The organism is Streptomyces sp. NPDC101151 (assembly GCF_044768335.1).
In the GTDB taxonomy this organism is placed as follows: Bacteria; Actinomycetota; Actinomycetes; order Streptomycetales; family Streptomycetaceae; genus Streptomyces.
The window spans coordinates 1-15,979 of the sequence record NZ_JBIWPP010000061.1 but is presented as its reverse complement, the minus strand read 5'-3'; the positions used below and the strand labels follow the sequence as shown (position 1 = coordinate 15,979).

The 15,979-nt window shown below is 69.8% G+C and carries 15 protein-coding genes and 2 pseudogenes; 3 read left to right on the top strand and 14 right to left on the bottom strand.

What is annotated here, in order from left to right; genetic code table 11:
• Positions 1–44 precede the first annotated feature (44 nt).
• A pseudogene (locus ACIRU3_RS44795) lies at positions 45–421 on the bottom strand (fic family toxin-antitoxin system, toxin component).
• A gap of 62 nt (positions 422–483) precedes the next feature.
• On the opposite strand from ACIRU3_RS44795, the gene ACIRU3_RS44790 reads away from it, so the two are divergent.
• Entirely contained in the window at positions 484–1,503 is a 1,020-nt protein-coding gene (locus ACIRU3_RS44790; RefSeq protein WP_404069767.1) for an IS5 family transposase, read from the top strand.
• An 11-nt stretch (positions 1,504–1,514) separates the two neighbouring features.
• On the opposite strand, the gene ACIRU3_RS44785 is transcribed toward ACIRU3_RS44790, so the two are convergent.
• The 4 genes from ACIRU3_RS44785 to ACIRU3_RS44770 form a co-directional block, all read right to left on the bottom strand.
• Positions 1,515–1,799, bottom strand: a complete 285-nt coding sequence (locus ACIRU3_RS44785; protein WP_404069765.1) for a hypothetical protein — start codon at positions 1,797–1,799, stop codon at positions 1,515–1,517.
• A gap of 127 nt (positions 1,800–1,926) precedes the next feature.
• Positions 1,927–2,154 (bottom strand): hypothetical protein, encoded by a 228-nt coding sequence (locus tag ACIRU3_RS44780; RefSeq protein ID WP_404069763.1) that lies wholly within the window; start codon positions 2,152–2,154, stop codon positions 1,927–1,929.
• 497 nt (positions 2,155–2,651) lie between these two features.
• Positions 2,652–2,801 (bottom strand): hypothetical protein, encoded by a 150-nt coding sequence (locus tag ACIRU3_RS44775; protein WP_404069761.1) that lies wholly within the window; start codon positions 2,799–2,801, stop codon positions 2,652–2,654.
• A gap of 66 nt (positions 2,802–2,867) precedes the next feature.
• Positions 2,868–4,091 carry an alpha/beta hydrolase family protein gene (locus tag ACIRU3_RS44770; RefSeq protein WP_404069759.1) on the bottom strand — a complete coding sequence of 408 codons (1,224 nt, stop codon included), beginning with the start codon at positions 4,089–4,091 and terminating at the stop codon, positions 2,868–2,870.
• A 99-nt stretch (positions 4,092–4,190) separates the two neighbouring features.
• Between ACIRU3_RS44770 and ACIRU3_RS44765 the strand changes: the two genes are divergently transcribed.
• Positions 4,191–4,793: a TetR/AcrR family transcriptional regulator gene (locus tag ACIRU3_RS44765; RefSeq protein WP_404069757.1), complete on the top strand. Its 603-nt coding sequence runs from the start codon at positions 4,191–4,193 to the stop codon at positions 4,791–4,793.
• 474 nt (positions 4,794–5,267) lie between these two features.
• Here the strand turns inward: ACIRU3_RS44765 and ACIRU3_RS44760 are convergent, their stop codons facing one another.
• The 9 genes and pseudogenes from ACIRU3_RS44760 to ACIRU3_RS44720 all read right to left on the bottom strand — a co-directional run.
• Positions 5,268–7,616 (bottom strand): ABC transporter permease, encoded by a 2,349-nt coding sequence (locus ACIRU3_RS44760; RefSeq protein WP_404069755.1) that lies wholly within the window; start codon positions 7,614–7,616, stop codon positions 5,268–5,270.
• Positions 7,613–8,305, bottom strand: coding sequence for an ABC transporter ATP-binding protein (locus ACIRU3_RS44755; protein ID WP_404069754.1), 693 nt, complete (start codon positions 8,303–8,305; stop codon positions 7,613–7,615). Before ACIRU3_RS44755 ends, ACIRU3_RS44760 begins: the two co-directional genes overlap by 4 nt.
• On the bottom strand, positions 8,302–8,826 hold the full coding sequence (locus tag ACIRU3_RS44750; protein ID WP_404069753.1) for a PadR family transcriptional regulator: 525 nt from the start codon (positions 8,824–8,826) through the stop codon (positions 8,302–8,304). Before ACIRU3_RS44750 ends, ACIRU3_RS44755 begins: the two co-directional genes overlap by 4 nt.
• Before the next feature lie 295 nt (positions 8,827–9,121).
• The gene (locus ACIRU3_RS44745) at positions 9,122–9,244 is read right to left on the bottom strand and encodes a hypothetical protein (protein ID WP_404069751.1); all 123 of its coding nucleotides are present in this window, start codon (positions 9,242–9,244) and stop codon (positions 9,122–9,124) included.
• Complete coding sequence (locus tag ACIRU3_RS44740; RefSeq protein ID WP_404069749.1) at positions 9,241–9,375, bottom strand: ATP-binding protein; 135 nt, start codon at positions 9,373–9,375, stop codon at positions 9,241–9,243. The genes ACIRU3_RS44745 and ACIRU3_RS44740 overlap by 4 nt, the downstream gene beginning before the upstream one ends.
• A 247-nt stretch (positions 9,376–9,622) precedes the next feature.
• Positions 9,623–9,967: a hypothetical protein gene (locus tag ACIRU3_RS44735; protein ID WP_404069747.1), complete on the bottom strand. Its 345-nt coding sequence runs from the start codon at positions 9,965–9,967 to the stop codon at positions 9,623–9,625.
• On the bottom strand, positions 9,960–11,192 hold the full coding sequence (locus tag ACIRU3_RS44730) for a serine/threonine-protein kinase (RefSeq protein ID WP_404069787.1): 1,233 nt from the start codon (positions 11,190–11,192) through the stop codon (positions 9,960–9,962). Before ACIRU3_RS44730 ends, ACIRU3_RS44735 begins: the two co-directional genes overlap by 8 nt.
• A 491-nt stretch (positions 11,193–11,683) precedes the next feature.
• Positions 11,684–12,190: a hypothetical protein gene (locus ACIRU3_RS44725; protein ID WP_404069745.1), complete on the bottom strand. Its 507-nt coding sequence runs from the start codon at positions 12,188–12,190 to the stop codon at positions 11,684–11,686.
• A gap of 24 nt (positions 12,191–12,214) precedes the next feature.
• Positions 12,215–12,421: pseudogene (locus tag ACIRU3_RS44720) on the bottom strand (IS21 family transposase); the annotation flags it as partial.
• Positions 12,422–12,741: 320 nt separating this feature from the next.
• On the opposite strand from ACIRU3_RS44720, the gene ACIRU3_RS44715 reads away from it, so the two are divergent.
• Positions 12,742–15,126, top strand: a complete 2,385-nt coding sequence (locus tag ACIRU3_RS44715; protein WP_404069742.1) for an SCO7613 C-terminal domain-containing membrane protein — start codon at positions 12,742–12,744, stop codon at positions 15,124–15,126.
• The last annotated feature ends 853 nt before the right edge of the window (positions 15,127–15,979 follow it).

The following is a 15,979-nucleotide window of genomic DNA, read 5'->3' as shown; positions in this document are numbered from 1 at the left end:
TGCCGAAGGTAGCCCCAGTGTGCGGAGCAGACCACTGAGTCGCTTCAGGTGGTGGTGGGCCACGTCCGCAGCAGGGCGGCGATCTTCCCGGCGGTGCAGGCAGGCTCCAGGAGCAGGTCCTTGAGGGCAATGGCATCCTCACGGGCCGGCTTGACCGTGATCCCGGCAGCCTCGAGGTACATCACGCCGGATGCGGCGGCGACGGCCATGTTGGAGCGCTCCAGCCAGCGGCACCGGACCAGCGTGTGCACCAGGGCGGCGGCCTTGGCGCAGGGGCCGGCGTAGACGGTCTGATCGAACAGTTCGGCCCGTGGCGGGCCACGGCCGAGACGGGAACACCGTAGTCGTCAGGGGCTGGATCGTTCACTCCGGCCGCCTCGGCGACCTGCAGGATCCAGGGCACGTCGATGTTCAGATCCATCAGGCCGCGCGCGCTCCCCGCGGTGCCTGCTGGGCGTCCTCGGCTTCGTCGAAGACGCTCTGGTGTTCGGCCAGGAAGCGGGCGGCTGCGTCGATGGCGCGGGCGCGCAGGCCGCTTGCGTCATCCTGCACGAGCCGGGCGAGGTAGTCGCCGATGCTCAGTCCGAGGTCGTCGGCGCGTTTCTTCGCGAGTCCTGCGAGGAATGGGCGGTTTTGGAGCCACTGCTGCCGGTGAGCAACAACCGGTGCGGCCGGTGGCGGGACCATAGGCAGGTGATCAACGGGATCATTCACCGGCTCAGCACCGGTTGCCAGTGGCGCCAGCTGCCCGAACGTTTCGGCCCGTGGCAGGCGGTACACAAGCGGCACACGCTTTGGTCGGCTGACGGCACCTGGGAGAGGCTGCTCCAACACGTCCAGGCCGCTGCCGACGCCGCGGGCGACATCGAGTGGCACATCAACGTCGACTCCACCCCGATCCGCGCCCACCAACATGCCGCAGGGGCACCCAAGGCTCCATCGCCCGTACCGCCGACCACCTCAAAGGGCCGAAGAGAAGGATCAGTTCCTATGCGCCTGCGCCCCCTTCTGGAGGAGGCGGTGCGGAAGGTGAGGCGCTCGGCCGGTCCCGCGGCGGGCTCACCACGAAGCTTCCACCTGGCAGCGGACGGTGAGTGCCGTCCGCTCGCGCTGCTCGTCACCCCCGGTCAGCGGGCGGACTGCACCCAGATGGTGCCACTGATGGACAAGGTCCGGGGGCCACGCATGGGGCCGGGCCGTCCGCGACGGCTCCCGACCAGCGTCTCGGCCGACAAGGCGTACAGCAACAGCAAGATCCGCGCATACCTGCGGCGCCGCGCGATCCCGCATGTGATCCCGGAGAAGAGCAACCACAAGGCCGCCCGTCGCAAACGTGGGGCGCGCGGCGGGCGGCCAGCAGGTTTCGACCGGGCCCGCTACAAGGCACGCAACACCGTCGAGCGGGCGATCAACAAATTGAAGCAGGTCCGGGCCGTGGCGGGACCCGCTACGACAAGCGCGGGCACGTCTATCTCGGCACGGTCACCGCGGCCGCGTTGCTGATCTGGCTCAGGTCATGAGGCCAGGAACGGCACGATGGCGGCCGTCAGCCCCGGGCGGGCCAGGATGTCGTAGTGGCCGGCGCCGGGCAGGACGGCCAGTTGCGCATGCGAGCGGCCCGATCCGTCGAAGCCGGCATCTTTCAGACCGCCGCCGAGCAGGGCGTAGAACTCCACCATGTGGGCGGGGCAGATGGCGTCGGCGTCACCAAACGCGAGCAGGCTGGTCGCGATGACGGCAGGGATCCTGGCGCTCCAGTCATAGTCACGCTGCTGTAGGTCGGCCGTCTTGCCGACCAATACGGGCCAGTCCTGGGGCCGGGGCGCGAACCGGGCCCGCCGTAAGCACGGGTCACGCGGCGGGCTGCCTGCGGGCTTCGACCGCTACGACACGGAAATGGGAGTCGCGGGCTGAAATGCCCGCCGGTCAGGCGACCTTCTGGCGCTGGGGCGTCTTCCGCGTGTTCACCCCGCCGACGATGAGCGCCAGCCCCACGACGACGATGCCGAGGTCAGCGGTGGACGGAAGGTCGACGACCTTGTGCATCCAGCCCCACTCCGTGCCGAAGAAGGTCCGCGAAACGAAGCTGACAAGCCCCTGGGCCCCTACGACGTAGCCGATGCTTTCGACGGTGTATCCGATGGTTATTCGCACGGATCAACGATCTCGCGGCGGTGCCGCAAGATCGTCCTCTTCAGGGACGAAAACGTAGTAGGCCAAAGGATGCAGTCGCGTGCGGAGAGCACCAGCACAGCACCCCGCCGCAGCCGAGGAGTCGTCGACACCGGGCGGCTCGAAGATCAATCCCTCGTACGCCCAGCGCATGGGCCAGTCGCCTTCCAGACCAGTTTCCCGCGGTTGTGTTCGGCCGGTGCACCCGCACCCACGATGAGCCGTGGGGGCAACAGCGTCTACCTGCGCACCGTCACTGCCACCGTGTCTGACTCTGAGCATGATCGGAGAGCCAGGGCCTGGACAGCACGCGAGTCGCGGGCGCCCAGAGGAGTGTGGACTACTCCAGGGCACCCGACTTGAGGCAGGCGATCGCTGTCCTGGAAGGCGGATTCGGTCATCTCACATCGCTTCCATGATCGTCAGATCCGCGTTGATTAGCCACTCCCCCGGTCATCGGGCGCCTCACCGGATGGCGCTCATCGGCTGCCGGTGTGCGATCTCTTCGCGGATTGACGTCTCAGCGGGCGCTGCCGAGGTTGCGGTCGGCAGTCGGCGGCCTCGTCCAGCGTGATCTCGTCGTTGAGGAGCAGGTCGGTGAGTGCGGCCTTGATACCGGTGCGGGTCATGGGAGGTCCTTACAAGCAGATTCCAGTGAGGAGGGATTCGTGGCGGTGCCTGGCGGCCCGGGAACTTCAGGCTGTCGTGGCGAAGGTGTCGTCGAGCCAGTCGTAGATGCGGGCAAGGGAGAGGCGCATGGCTCCGGGGTGGCAGTGGGCGCCGGCGCCTTCTTCGGCGGTGAACACCATGAGGGTCTTGGGGCAGGTGAGGTGGTTGTAGAGCTGCTCGGGCTGGCCCTTGAAGAATTCGTCCTCGGCGGCGTCGCAGACGAGGGTGGGGCACTGGATCTGTTCGGCGATGCCACTGTCGAGGGTGTAGTCGAGGTAGGAGGCACTGAAGGCGCGGGGGGTGTCGACGCCCATGACGTACATGCCGTGGTTGATCGCCCAGCGTGCAGTCGCGTCCTTGGCCATGACCTGCTCGAATACGGCGTCGAGTTCGGGGGCGGACTCCGCACGCAGGAGCTGTTCGGCCGCCTTGCGGTCGCCGGGGATGTTGCGGACGGATATCTGGCCGAGGTCGTAGACGCCGTCGACGGCGATCAGCGCGGCGAGCCGGTGCTCGAAGGCCGCGGCCCGCGGCGCGAGGATGCCGCCCATGCTGGAACCGAGCAGAGCGATACGGCTGTTGTCGACCTCGGGGAGGGTTTCCGCGAAGTCCACCACGGGAGTGATGACGTTCTCCCAGTCGGGGCGGAAGACCAGGCCCTCGCGGTGCCGCGGCCCGGGCTGTCCGGGGCCGTCGAAGACCAGCACGGTGTAGCCGCGCTCCACGGCCGCGAGCGCGCCGCTGAAGTGAAGTTCCTCGGCCGTGCCGTCGAAGCCGGAGTGCATGATCAGGGTCGGCCGGGGCGTGCCGGTGTCGTCGGCGCGGTAGAGGTAGCCGGGCAGGGTGGTGTCCTCGTACGGGATGCGCACCGGCTCGATACGCGGGCTGGTGTAGAGGGCGGCGGCGGCCTGGAAGCAGGCGACGCTGCGGTCGTAGGCGTGGTCGTGACGGGGGTCGCACGGTTTGCCGTGCAGGAAGAACTCCGCCGACCGGTAGTAGTTCGAGGCTCGCAGAAACCCGTCCCGGGCGCTGACCTTGTGCCCGGCCTCCAGGGCCTTCTCGGCCTCTGCGGACACACGGTCGGCGGTGGCGAGCCACTCGGTGTGCCAGCTGTCGTAGTCGCCCTCGATGATGCGCTCGCCGGTGGCGACGACCTCGCCGAAGTCGGCGCCGCCGTAGGCGATGTGGCTCATCGAGCGCAGGGTCTCGTACCAGAACTGCGTGTTGTCCGGGAACAGCAGCTGCTTCATGTCACTCTCCTCAGGACCACAAGCACAGATTTGTGCTTGCGGTGGAACAGTAGACCCTCCGGTCGGCACAAAGCAAATATCTGTGCTTACGATGGGGGCGTGAGTCTGAAACAGCCGTCTCCACGCATCCGCAAGAGCCCCGAGCAGGTCCGCTCGGCCGTCCACCAGGCCGTGATCGACCTGCTGTCCGACCCGGAAGGAGCCGACCTCACCATTCCCGCGATCGCGCAACGAGCGGGCGTGAACCACACCAGCATTTATCGGCGTTGGGGCGGCCGGGAGGCATTGTTGGCCGACGTGGTCACCACCCGCCTCGAACGCGACTGGCCGCTGAAGGACACCGGCAGCCTGCGCGGCGACCTCATCGCCTGGGCCGAGGCCGGGGTGGCGAGCATCCGCACACCCGAAGGCCGGCTCCTCGTACGCGCCGTCGCCCTGTCCATGCCCAGCAGCCCCACGGCGCAGGCGGAACGCGCACAGCACTTCCAGCGCCGGATCGCCGCCATCGAGCGCATCCGTGAGCGTGCCGTGGTCCGGGGCGAGAGGCCCCCGCCTCTGGAGCAGATCCTCGATCAGCTCATCGCACCGCTGTATCTGAGAGCGATCTTCGGCATCGACCCGCCGGCCTCCGGCTATCCGGAACTGCTCGTGGACAGACTGCTCGGCAGCGGGAGTGAGCCGAACACGGCTCCAGCGTTGTGAACTTGCGCCTCCGCTCACAGACGGGCTCTCGGGGCCGTCCGCTTGCGCAACCGCCGGTCCCGGCGCCACTGCCCGGAACGACAGGCCGCCGAGCAGAACCTCGAACGAGCTGGAGCACCCAAACTGCCACGCCACAACCCCCAACCCGGGGCGGAACCCGTCCGGTTCGGGCCTCAGCGGGCCGGTGCCGGGCACAGGCACCCGGGCGGGGCGCAGAGGTGACCCGCGCCCCGGCGCGGCCGTACAGCCCCCTCCAGGAGCGAACCGCGCGGCCGCCCGCGCGGTTCATCGCCCTCCGGCCTAGACGATCCCGAACACGAGGGCGGTCTGATGACGTGCTCGCCGCGACTGCGGATCCTGCTGTGCGCCGAGATTGCCCTGACGGTGACTGTGCTGATGCCGACCGGGCTTGCCTGCGTGCAGGGGTGGGCTCCTCCTGACACGAGGAGCCCACTTCGGGGGATGTGTGAGGGGTTATTCCGTGCGCAGGCCTTCGGGGCGCATCATCCGCAGCAGCGGCGGCAGGCTGAGCAGCGTGACCACGCCGACCACGGCCGCGCCCACGCCGGTCATGGTCAGGACGCTCGCCCAGTCCATGGCCACCGGTGTACGGGTCATCTTCAGCAGCACCGAGCCGAGGGTGATACCCACCGTTGTGGCCAGTACGAGGCCGAGTCCGACCGGGAGGGCCGTCTGCCACAGCACCGACAGGCTCAGCGTGCGGCGCCGGGTGCCGAAGGCGACCAGCGCCGAGAGCAGCTTCCTGCGCTCGCGCAGCTGCTCCAGCTGGGAGACCAGCAGACTCGCACCGATCAGTGCCAGCACGAAAGCGGAGCCGACGAACAGGCCGGTGCGGATGGAGGTGTACTTGGCGTCCTCCTGGGTCGCCGACCAGCTGTAGGAGCGTGCCAGGGGGTCGATCCGGGCAACGGCGTTGCGTATGTACTCCCGTGAGTCCGGCACCGACGGGTCCAGACGCAGGTAGACCCCGTCCGAGAACAACGCGGGCGCGGCCTTGGCAGGCAGGGCGGCGGGGGTGACCAGCAGACCGTTGGCGTCCTGCAGTGAGTCTTTGCGCGCCTCCACCACCCGCACGTTCGCCGGAACGGTCCAGGGCACCTCGATGCCGCGTTCGGTGGCGTCCTCGTACGACGGGTCGATGTAGAGCTGCCGACCGGGCTTCACCACGGCGATTTCGTCGGCGTTGCTGGGAGAGGTGTAGTGGCTCCTCGTTCGTGTGATGAACACGTCGCCGTCCTTGCAGGAGGGCAGCGTGGCGAGTTCACGCAGGGCGGTGCAGCTACCCACGGTCAGGCCGTTGCTGTTCTTCGGGTTGCGACGCGCGTCCCCGTACTCCGAGATGGCCAGGGCCACCGCGGCCCGTGCCCCCTTGGTGCCGGTGAATTCGCGCTCGACACCGGACAGCGGCTTGCGGTCGCTGAAGTCGACCTGCATCTGGACCCGGCCGGGGTCCTTGCCGGTGGCCTTGGTGTACTGGCTCTGCGTTCCCGTGAACAGCATCTGCAGGGCGATGGCTCCGGCCACGGCGACGGCGATGCCGTTGACCATGCGTGCGGCGGTTCCGCTGCTCAGCTGCAGCCGCCGTACCGCGAGCTGCCAGGACAGCGCGCCCTTGCCGAGGCGGACGACGACCGCCTCCACGACCCAGGGGAGCAGCGCGGTGATGCCGATCAGCAGCAGCACCACGCCGCCGATGACGAGGTACTGGTTGAAGTCGCCGCTCTTGCGGCCCTTGCCGATCAACGGGTACAGCATCGCGAGGCCGGCCAGCGGCGGCAGCAGCCGCCACCACAGCCGGCGCCGGCGCTGCTTGGCCGCGCGCACGACGCCAAGCGGTTCCACCACCACGCCGCGCATCGCGAGCAGCGTGACGAGTACGGCGGCGACCGGGATCGCCACCGCGACCAGCGCGGCGAGCGCGGGGGAAGGATCGAGGTAGCTGGGCCAGACGCTCACGCCCAGCACCTCGGTGGAGCCCAGCGTCTGACGGCCGAGGAGGAAGAAGCCGGTGCCGATGACCACCCCGAGCAGGGCTCCGGCGAGTGCTTCGCCCGCCGCGATCCGCCGGGTCATGTGGCTGTCCGAGCCGACCAGGCGCAGCGCGGCCAGCCGACGGTCGCGGCGCTCGCCGCCGAAACGGACGGCGGCGGCGATGAACACGGCAACCGGGGTCAGCAGCACCACGAACACGACCATGACCATGAGCAGCAGCACCGGGTCGGTCTTCTCGGGTGTCGCGTCCGGCTTGCCATACTGGGTCAGCCGGTGCACCGGCGAGAAGTCCGTGAGTTTCAGCCCCGAGGCGCCCGCGTAGTAGGCCAGTTCGTGGGAGCCGATGAGTCCGCTCTCGCCGATCGTGCCGATGATCTTGTAGGGCAGCCTCTCCCGCAGCAGCTTGGCGCCGTCCGAGGCGAGCAGGTCCTTGAGCGCTGGGGAGACCACCATCTCGCCCTTGCCCGGGAAGCTGTCGACCCCCGGCGGCAGCGGCGCCCGCTTGCCCTCGGGCTCAACGAGCCGGCCGCGGACGTCGTCGTCGTGCCAGGCGGTGTCGGTGACGGCGATCAGGAAGGTGTTGTCGGCCTTCGGCGGGGCCTTGTCGGAGTACTTGTAGTCGAAGCGGGCGTCCTCCACCTTGTGGCGGGCGGCGAACACGTTGGGCAGGGCGGTGCACAGCAGGAGCAGTGCCACGCCGAGGCCGACGCCGACGGCGGTGAGCGTCATCCGGACCCAGCCCTCGCGTCCGCCGGTGACGGCGAAGCGGGCTCCCATGGCCAGGTCTCCGGCCCACTGGCGAGGACTCATACGGCGCGCTCCATGTCGCGGGACTTGCCGTCGCGGACGACGATCTCGCGGTCGGAGTAGGCGGCCACGCGTGCCTCGTGGGTGACCAGGACGACGGCGGCGTTGGTCGAGCGGGCCGCTTCGGTCAGCAGTTCCATCACGCGTTCGCCGTTGAAGGAGTCGAGCGCGCCGGTGGGTTCGTCGGCGAACAGCAGGCGCGGTCCGGTGACCAGTGCGCGGGCCACGGCGACGCGCTGGCCCTGGCCGCCGGAGACCTCGCCGGGACGCTTGGCCTTGAGGTCGTCGACCTCCAGGCGCTCCATCCAGCCGAGCGCGGTCCGCTCGGCGTCCTTGCGGGTGGAGCCGTTCAGCCGCAGCGGCAGGGCGACGTTCTCCACGCAGGTCAGCTCGGGCACCAGCTGACCGAACTGGAACACGAACCCGAACGCGGAGCGGCGCAGCGCGCTGCGCTGGGCATCGCTCATCTTCGTCAGTTCACGCCCGTTGTAGGTGATCGACCCGGAGTCGGGCGGCACGATCCCCGCGAGGCAGTGCAGCAGCGTGGACTTGCCGGACCCGGAGGGGCCCATGATGGCGACGACCTCGCCGGGGTGTATGGAGAACTCGGCGCCGTCCAGTGCGCGGGTCGGGCCGTACGCCTTGCACAGGTCGTGCGCGGTGAGCAGAGAACCGGGGGGAGAAGTCGTCATGGGGTCACAGCCTCACGGAGTTTGTCGAGTCGGGCGGCGGTCAGCTCCAGCCAACGCAGGTCGGCTTCCAGGTGAAACAGGGCGTGGTCGCAGATCAGCTGATCCGCCAGGTCACCCTTGCGCTTGCGGTCGGTGAGGATCCGCATGCTGCGCAGATGCTCGGAGCGCTGGGTGTCGAGCATCTCGGCGGCGTCGCGCCGGGTGAGCAGGGCGAGGACGACTTTGGTGTAGAGAGTCGACTGGAGGTATTCCTCCGGCTTCTCCGGGGTCGCCAGCCACCGCTGTACGTCGGTGATGCCGGCGTCGGTGATCGCGTAGCGCTTGCGCTCGGGACCGCCGCCCGCCTCGATCCCGTCGACCTCGACGAGACCGTTCTTCAGCAGCCGGGACATCGTCGAGTAGACCTGGCCGTAGTGCAGCGGCCGGTCGTGACCGAACTTCTCGTCGAAGGCCCGCTTGAGGTCGTAGCCGTGGCGCGGGCCGGCCTCCAGGAGCCCCAAAAGGGCGTGACCGATGGACATGACCCGCACTCTACACACTGTGTATACGCGGCGTGTATACGCCGAGTGTGTAGGTCGTGGCGAGGTGTACGACAGTGCAGGTGAGGAAGCCGGGCATGCCGATCGTCACGGTTCGGAGACAGGCAGGTAGTCGCGGCACCAGTCGACCATGCTGCTCGCCGACCACAACGGCGGGGAGGTCAGAAGTCAGGCCGTAGCGCGTCCACTCACCGATAGCCAGTTGCTCCGGGCGAGCGTTCGGCCGGCGTCGTGGCGGCCGTCCGCGCTGGACTTCCATGGCCCCAGACGTGCGCCCTTACTTCTTCGCGAGTGGCGGTGCCTGCGAGTCGGGGCCCATCGGGGCGAGGACCTTCTTGCCGTCGTGGTCGATCACTCGTGGCTCGTAGGACGGCACCGGCTCCAGGTTGTCCCGGATCATGCGCACGACTCGAGAACCCGCTTATCGGCGTTCGGCTCCTCGGGCAGGCCCACAATCGGCAGGTCGTCCCGAACGCCGATCAGAACGGTGCCGCCGTCCTTCGATGCGAAGGCGGCGATGGCCTTGAGCATCTTCTTCCGCGATTCGCCCCCCGGGACCTCCCGTTTGCACTCCAGGTGCTGCCGCTCTCCGTTCACCAGGAGGACGTCCAGCTCAGGACCGGGCTGCTCCCAGACGACCGAGGCATCGCGGGCGCGCCCGTACGTGGGAGCCGGGAAGCTGCGCCGCTTGCGCGCGGCTGATCCCGAACTCCGCGTCGCACCAGGCTCTCAGGAGCCGTGGCTGAGCTGCTGCGGGCGGACCGGGGCGGCCGGGCCGTCACTCCTTGCGGTTGCGCACCGCGAGCACGGCGCCCGCGAGCGCGGCGATCCCACCGCCGATCATGGGGACGACCTGTATGGACGCCTTGTGGTCCACGGCGTAGAACCCCAGCCAGACGAAGGCCACGCCAAAGCCCACCACGATCGTGTGCTCCAGCAGCCGGAACCCGTACCCCGCCCACTGGTCGAGGCGCTCGCGGCGCAGTTGGCGCTCGACGAGGTCCCGCCGCCACGCGAGGTGGTCCGGATCGATCTCCTGCCACTGGCGCGCTTCGTCGGCCGCGGGGAAGGACGGCACTATCCGGGCGGGGGTCCCGGCGGGCGGCGTCTCCTGGTCAGACATCAGTCGTCCCCCTGCCCCAGTCCGGCGATGCAGCCGCTACCCGCCGGTCGACCGTCAGCAGCGCCTCATCCACAGCCCGTTCGGCGGCAGCACGGCGCCGGTCCCGCTCCTGGCCGTTCCATCGCGCGGGCGGGGCCAGCGACCGGAGGTACCACCGCCATAAGCGCACCTCGGGGGCGCGCCGCCGTGCGAGGGCCGCGCGCGCCTGTACAGCGAGAACACAGACCCCGAGGACGAACACCGCCCAGGGCAGCACGGTCACGAAGAAGTCCACAACGTCCGCCGCGCCGACGCGAGCCCGCGCCAGGGCCAGTGCCACCGTGAGAACCGCTGAGAGGACTACCGAGATGAGCCCCCACCTGGCCACGCCCGGGGCGTGGTTCGCCGTCGTGGGGGCGGGTCTCACCGCGCCGGCGATGTCCGCCACGTGCGGTTTCCCTCCGGCCCCGCCGAGCGCCCGCCGCGCCTCGGCCACCGTCAGCCGCCTCTCGGGGTCTTTGTCCAGCAGCCCTTCGATGAGCGCTCCCAGCCCGCCGATACGGCCCAGTGGCGGCGGCTCCTCGCGCTCCACGGCCGACAGGGTCGCCATGACGCTGTCCCGGTGGAACGGCGCGATCCCCGCGACGAGGTGGTAGAGCGTCGCCCCCAGCGAGAACAGGTCGCTGCTCGGGCTGCGGCGAGCGCCGTGCAGGAGCTCGGGAGCGATGTAGTCCGCCTCGGCGGCGCTCTCCATGTCGTCCCGGGTGGTCTGGGTGTCCGCCCCTGCCAAGGCGCCGATTTTGGGGAGCAAGATCCAATGGGCCTGGTATGAGCGAATGTTGGCGGGTTGCACATCCCCATGCACGACCCCGATCCTGTGGATCGCCTCCAGCGCGCCGAGCATCGCGCTCGCGACCTCCCACACCTGTACGACGGGCAGGCGGCCGTCCTCGGCCAGGAGGTCGGCGAGGGACGGGCCGGAAACAACCGGCACGACGGCCCACACCACACCGTCCGCCTCCACCACATCCTTCACGGCGACGACGGACGGATGGCCCCGCAGCGCTGCGGCCGCTCGGAGCGTCCCCGCCACCCGCGCCGTCCCCACCGCACCCGCCTCCCCCACCTCCTCGACCGTCACCTCGCGCCGGACCTCGTCGTACGCCCTCCACACACGCCCGTGCCGGCCGGATCCCACCAGACTGATGAGCCGATAACGCCCACCGAGCACCCGCCCCGGCTCCATCCCCTGCACCCCAGCCCCCTCCCCCTACGGCTGAAAACGCCGTACCCACAGTGCCGTGTCAGCAAGCCCCCGCCACCGACTTCACCATCTGAGGTACGGAGTGTGAACGCGACGCAGCACTGCACGCGCGTCGGAGCTGGTGAATCCCCGAACGCCGCACCGCGTGCTCGTGCCATTCTGGTCGGCTGGCCTGCACACGGAGCAGGCCCAGGAAGGACGTGGCATGAGCGCCTCCACCAAGCACCCCCTCTGGTCCCACCGCCACGGTCACTGCAGTTGCCGACGTGCTCGCCGCCACGAACGACGCCCTGACCGGCACGGAGACCGCTCGCCTGCTGGCCCAGACAGGCGTTGCGGACGCCGAGGGATCGAACAAGCGCGAGAGCATCGCTTCGAAGCCATGATCAAGCTGGCGATGGTCGACCTGATGAGCCGCCGACCGACCAGGGAATCCACCCCGAACCGGCGCGGTCTCTGAAACATCGCCTGCGTCAATGGAACAGGTGGGACCGCTGGCTCGGACCGGGAGGGTCGAAGCTCACCCCGTTCTCGTCGAGCGCGTTGAAGACGGTCACGCGACCCGTCTCGAAGGCGAAGCTGACGTCGACGTTTCCCCCAGCGACATCCCTGCCTGTCCATTCGAGCAGTTCGGCCCCCTTCAGGGGCAGCCCCCGCAGAGCCCGGAGTCCGGGAAGAGGTTCGGGACGCCACTGCAGGTCGAAGCCGGGCCACCGGACAGAACGAGCGGAGTCGATGGTGTTCCATGTCAGGGAGAGATCGCCGAACTTTTGATGGCTGATCTCGACCTGCTCGCCGTCGAAGTCGAACAGCACCGGGCAGTCGCAGAACCACTCGTCATCCTTGAGGTCCCAGACCATCCAGACTCTCGTGAGCGTCCGGCCAGCAAGACCACGCAGACGATTCCCATGCTCCTGCACGACATCACTACGGGCGCCCAACCACGCTGGCTGGTAGCCCGCGATGCCGAAATCGAACATGACGTCATCCTGTCAGAAGGGCCCCTCCTCCGCGATCCGCAGCCGGGCCTCTTGCATGTAGAGCACCCGCTGATAGGTGCCGGTGAAGCCGTACTCGGCCACCAGCCGCTCGTGAACCACGGCCCCCTTGATCAGAATCCCGGACCGCAGCATCGCATCAATCAGCGGCGCGACCTCATCCACCTTCCGCCGACGGCCATGTCCGGGCGCAGCCTGACGCGGCGTGGCGGGCGAGGCCAGAGGCGCTCATCCCGGCCCTGGTCATCGGGGTGGCTCTGCTCGGTAGCGCGGCGGTTGCGAGAACACCGCTCCCCTGCTGGGCAGTGCCGTTTCGGCGGTGAACGTTCCACGGGGTCCGGGCGGGGACAGCGAACGAGCATCACGGCGTGTGGGCGTCGCGTGCGGACGCGGACCAGCGGGCTGGGCCACAGGTGCGTGCCGTCCATGCGTCGAGTCGGCCTGCCCAGCGGAGCTCGCTTCCGGGACCTGAGTACCTTCTGAGTAGGGACGCTCATGCAGTACGAGGCTTGCGCGGCCCGCACTTTCGAACCATGACACATCTTCCGCCACCGGCCGAGGAACTGCGGCTCGTTGACGCCGAGCTGTGGCAACTGGACGCTCGCCGCGTCCAGTTGCTGACGCGCCGCGCCTGGTTGGTAGGCCAGCTGCCTGCGATGCCGCACCCCAGTCCGCTGCCGCCCCCGGCCGCACCCGCGCTGCACCGCTCCGAGGCCACCGCGCCGCGCGTGCAGAATGTGCTGCTGCTCCTGGGCGGCCTGCTGCTGACCATCGCGGCGATCGCGTTCACACTCGTCAGCTGGGGACACCTGGGAATCGCCGGACGCTCGCTGGTGCTGGGCGCGGTCACGGTGGCCGCCCTGGCCGCGCCGCTGCCGCTGCTGGGTCGCGGTCTGCGTTCGACGGCCGAAGCGGTGGCGGGACTTGCGCTGGCGCTCACGGTGCTCGACGCCTACGCCCTGCACGCCATCGCCCTCACCGGCGTGGACGCCACGGGGTACGCGGCCGGGGCGTCGGCGGTGCTCGCGACCGTGTGGACGGGTTACGGGCTGCTGCGGCGCACGGGGTCCCTGCGGCTGCCGCTTCCCGCCGCGCTGGCCGCGGCGCAGCTGCCGCTACTGCTGGGGGCGGTGGCCATCAACGCGGGACAGTACGAGATCACCGGCGCGCTACTCGTAACGGCAGCGTGCGACACGGTGGTAGCGCTGCGCGCTCCGGCCGGGCTGGTGCGGATCACCGCCACGGTCGCCGCCTACGGCATGGGGGTGTGGGGGACGCTGGGTGCGGCCTGGCTGTCGTGGTCGGCCGGCGATCCGGGCGCCGGAGCCTATGCGGCCGCGCTGCTGCTGTTCGCGGCCGGTATCGCGCTGGCCGCGGCGTGGCGAGATCGTGCCGCAGGGCACGCCGTCGGGCTGTCCCTCGCGGTGGGTCTGCTGGCCGTCACCGCGCTCGGTGGCATCGTCCGCCCGGTGCTGCCAGCCACCTGGGCGGTTCCCGCTCATCTCGTCTTCGGGATCGCGCTGGTGGCGGCGGTAGGGGCCGGTCGGCTACCGGAGCCGGTGCGGCGCGGCCTCGCCCTCGCCTGCGCCGCCGTCGAGGGTCTGGCGGTGCTGTGGGCGCTGCCCCTGCTCGCGCTGACGCTGCTGGGGCCAGCCGGCTGGGCAGCACGGGTTTGGTCGGGGGCACCGGACGGTGCCCGCAATGCCGTGTCGGTGGGCACGCCGTGGCTGCCGCAGCTGCAGACGGCGCCGCTGGTCCTGGCCGCCGTCGCCGCCGTCCTCGCACTCGCCGTCCGCACGTCGACGTGGCGGCCCAGGGCGCTGACGGGCGCGCTGGTGCTCGGGTGGTCTGCACTCATGGTCGTCCCGGTGGTGTTGGACGTGCCCTACCCGGCGGCTCTCGCGGTGGAGGCGCTGACGACAGCGGGCTTGCTCGCGGCGGCGACACGGTCCTGGGTGACAGAACGCACCGGCGTGCTCCCGACGTTGATCCTCGCCCTCGTCACGTCCGCCTCGCTCGCGTTCCTCTCGCTACCGACACGGTCGGCGACCGTGGGAGTGCTCACCGCCCTGACGGCGCTCTTCACAGCCCTCTCCCTCAAGGAGCGCTTCACCGCGGTCACCATCCCGCCCGCGCTCGGATACGGCGCCGTACTGGCCTGCGCGGTGGGCGCCGCGGCAGGCTGGGCGCCGCAGCACACCGCGCTCCTCGTGCTCGCGGTCCCGGCCGTGGCCGCGCTGCTCGCCGCACGGGCCGCCGACGCGCGCACCACCGTCGTGGTCGAGATGACGGGTGCGGCCGCCGGTCTCCTGGGAGTCGTCCTGGCAGTCAGCGATCCGGCGATGCTCGCTCTGGCGCTGTCCCTGTCCGCGATGATCGCCGCCGGGACTGCCGTGCGCGCCGACCGCCGCCCCGCCGCCTATGTGGCCACCGCATTGTTCGCTCTGGCCGCCTGGGTGCGCCTCGCGGCCTGGGACGTCACGACACCGGAGGCATACACGGTGCCGCTGTCCGTCCCGGGCCTCGTGATCGGCGCGCTACGCCGGCGGCGGGATGCCCAGGCGTCGTCATGGACGGCATACGGCCCTGGTCTGGCGGCCACGCTCATCCCGAGCCTCGCGGCTGTCTGGACCGACCCGTACCCCATACGCCCGTGGCTCCTGGGCACGACGGCACTGCTCGTCACCCTGGTGGGCGCCCGACACCGACTGCAAGCGCCGCTACTGCTCGGCGGCGGGGTACTCATACTGGACGCGCTGCACGAACTGGCCCCTTACCTGATACAGATCACCGGCATCCTTCCCCGCTGGATGCCCCCCGCACTCGCCGGCCTCATCCTCCTCGCCGTCGGCGCGACATACGAACAACGGCTACGAAACGTACGACAGGCACGGGACGTCTTCGGCCGGATGAACTAGGCCACTTCTTGCCGAGTAGCCGGCAATCCGCACGTTCCCGAAACCGGGCGGCACATCCGCCAAAGGCAACTCGCCTGCGGCGGGTCACCACCGCCCGGAGCACCATACGGGGCCTCAGGCTCGGCCCCCGCCGGTTCGGTGTCATCGTCCTCACCCATGGCCCGTACCTCCGCGGCAGGTCCGAGCCGTTCCAGGAGGTGACCGTAGACCCCGAGCGAACCAGAATCTAGGACTCCTTGTCCGCGGTCTGACGACCACAGCCGATGGGTGTCCGTTTCCGCCTTGACTGCCCCTGGACCGGACGGGTTTGCCCGTGGCCGACGCCACACCGTCCGGCCAGACTCTCAGCGGCCGGGGCGGATGCTGAACGGCGAGGCCCCGCGCCGCCAGTCCAAGGGCTTCTGGCCTCGATAGGTCTCGCCGCTCTCGATCCGGCCTTGTTCCGGGCGAACTCCCGCTCGGCGTCGAACAGCTGCTGGGGCGCGCAGCCAGGGTATCGCCAGCCGTCGGTCACGTTCGTGATGATCTCGCCTTTGCCGTAGTCCTCGGAGCAGGCCGGGCAGTTGCCCGGGTACGCGGCCCGCAGCGAGCCGCGCGGCGGGGGCAGCGCACGATGCCATCCACTCCCATCCGGTGGTGCGCACTCCCCCCGCACTGACCACGCACCCTCGACGCACTGTGAGTGCACGCCAGTTGGGCGCGGGAGGGAGATCTCTCCCATCGATGCGGAACATCGCGCGCACGTAAGGGGACGATATGGGCTAGTAGGACTCCGTTAGGTCTGTCTTGATCTTGGTGTGGGTCTGCTGGGCAGGGGTTGGTGGCAGGTGGTGCAGGTGCCGGTCCAGCAGTT

Bases quoted from the DNA above. Each gene is read 5' to 3' on its own strand.
- ACIRU3_RS44770 (WP_404069759.1), bottom strand. From the start codon at position 4,091: ATGAAGCAGCTGCTGTTCCCGGACAACACGCAGTTCTGGTACGAGACC.
- ACIRU3_RS44730 (WP_404069787.1), bottom strand. From the start codon at position 11,192: ATGGAGCCGGGGCGGGTGCTCGGTGGGCGTTATCGGCTCATCAGTCTG.
- ACIRU3_RS44775 (WP_404069761.1), bottom strand. From the start codon at position 2,801: ATGACCCGCACCGGTATCAAGGCCGCACTCACCGACCTGCTCCTCAAC.
- ACIRU3_RS44725 (WP_404069745.1), bottom strand. From the start codon at position 12,190: ATGTTCGATTTCGGCATCGCGGGCTACCAGCCAGCGTGGTTGGGCGCC.
- ACIRU3_RS44715 (WP_404069742.1), top strand. From the start codon at position 12,742: ATGACACATCTTCCGCCACCGGCCGAGGAACTGCGGCTCGTTGACGCC.
- ACIRU3_RS44745 (WP_404069751.1), bottom strand. From the start codon at position 9,244: ATGATCCGGGACAACCTGGAGCCGGTGCCGTCCTACGAGCCACGAGTG.
- ACIRU3_RS44735 (WP_404069747.1), bottom strand. From the start codon at position 9,967: ATGTCTGACCAGGAGACGCCGCCCGCCGGGACCCCCGCCCGGATAGTG.
- ACIRU3_RS44755 (WP_404069754.1), bottom strand. From the start codon at position 8,305: ATGACGACTTCTCCCCCCGGTTCTCTGCTCACCGCGCACGACCTGTGC.
- ACIRU3_RS44760 (WP_404069755.1), bottom strand. From the start codon at position 7,616: ATGAGTCCTCGCCAGTGGGCCGGAGACCTGGCCATGGGAGCCCGCTTC.
- ACIRU3_RS44740 (WP_404069749.1), bottom strand. From the start codon at position 9,375: ATGCTCAAGGCCATCGCCGCCTTCGCATCGAAGGACGGCGGCACCGTT.
- ACIRU3_RS44750 (WP_404069753.1), bottom strand. From the start codon at position 8,826: ATGTCCATCGGTCACGCCCTTTTGGGGCTCCTGGAGGCCGGCCCGCGC.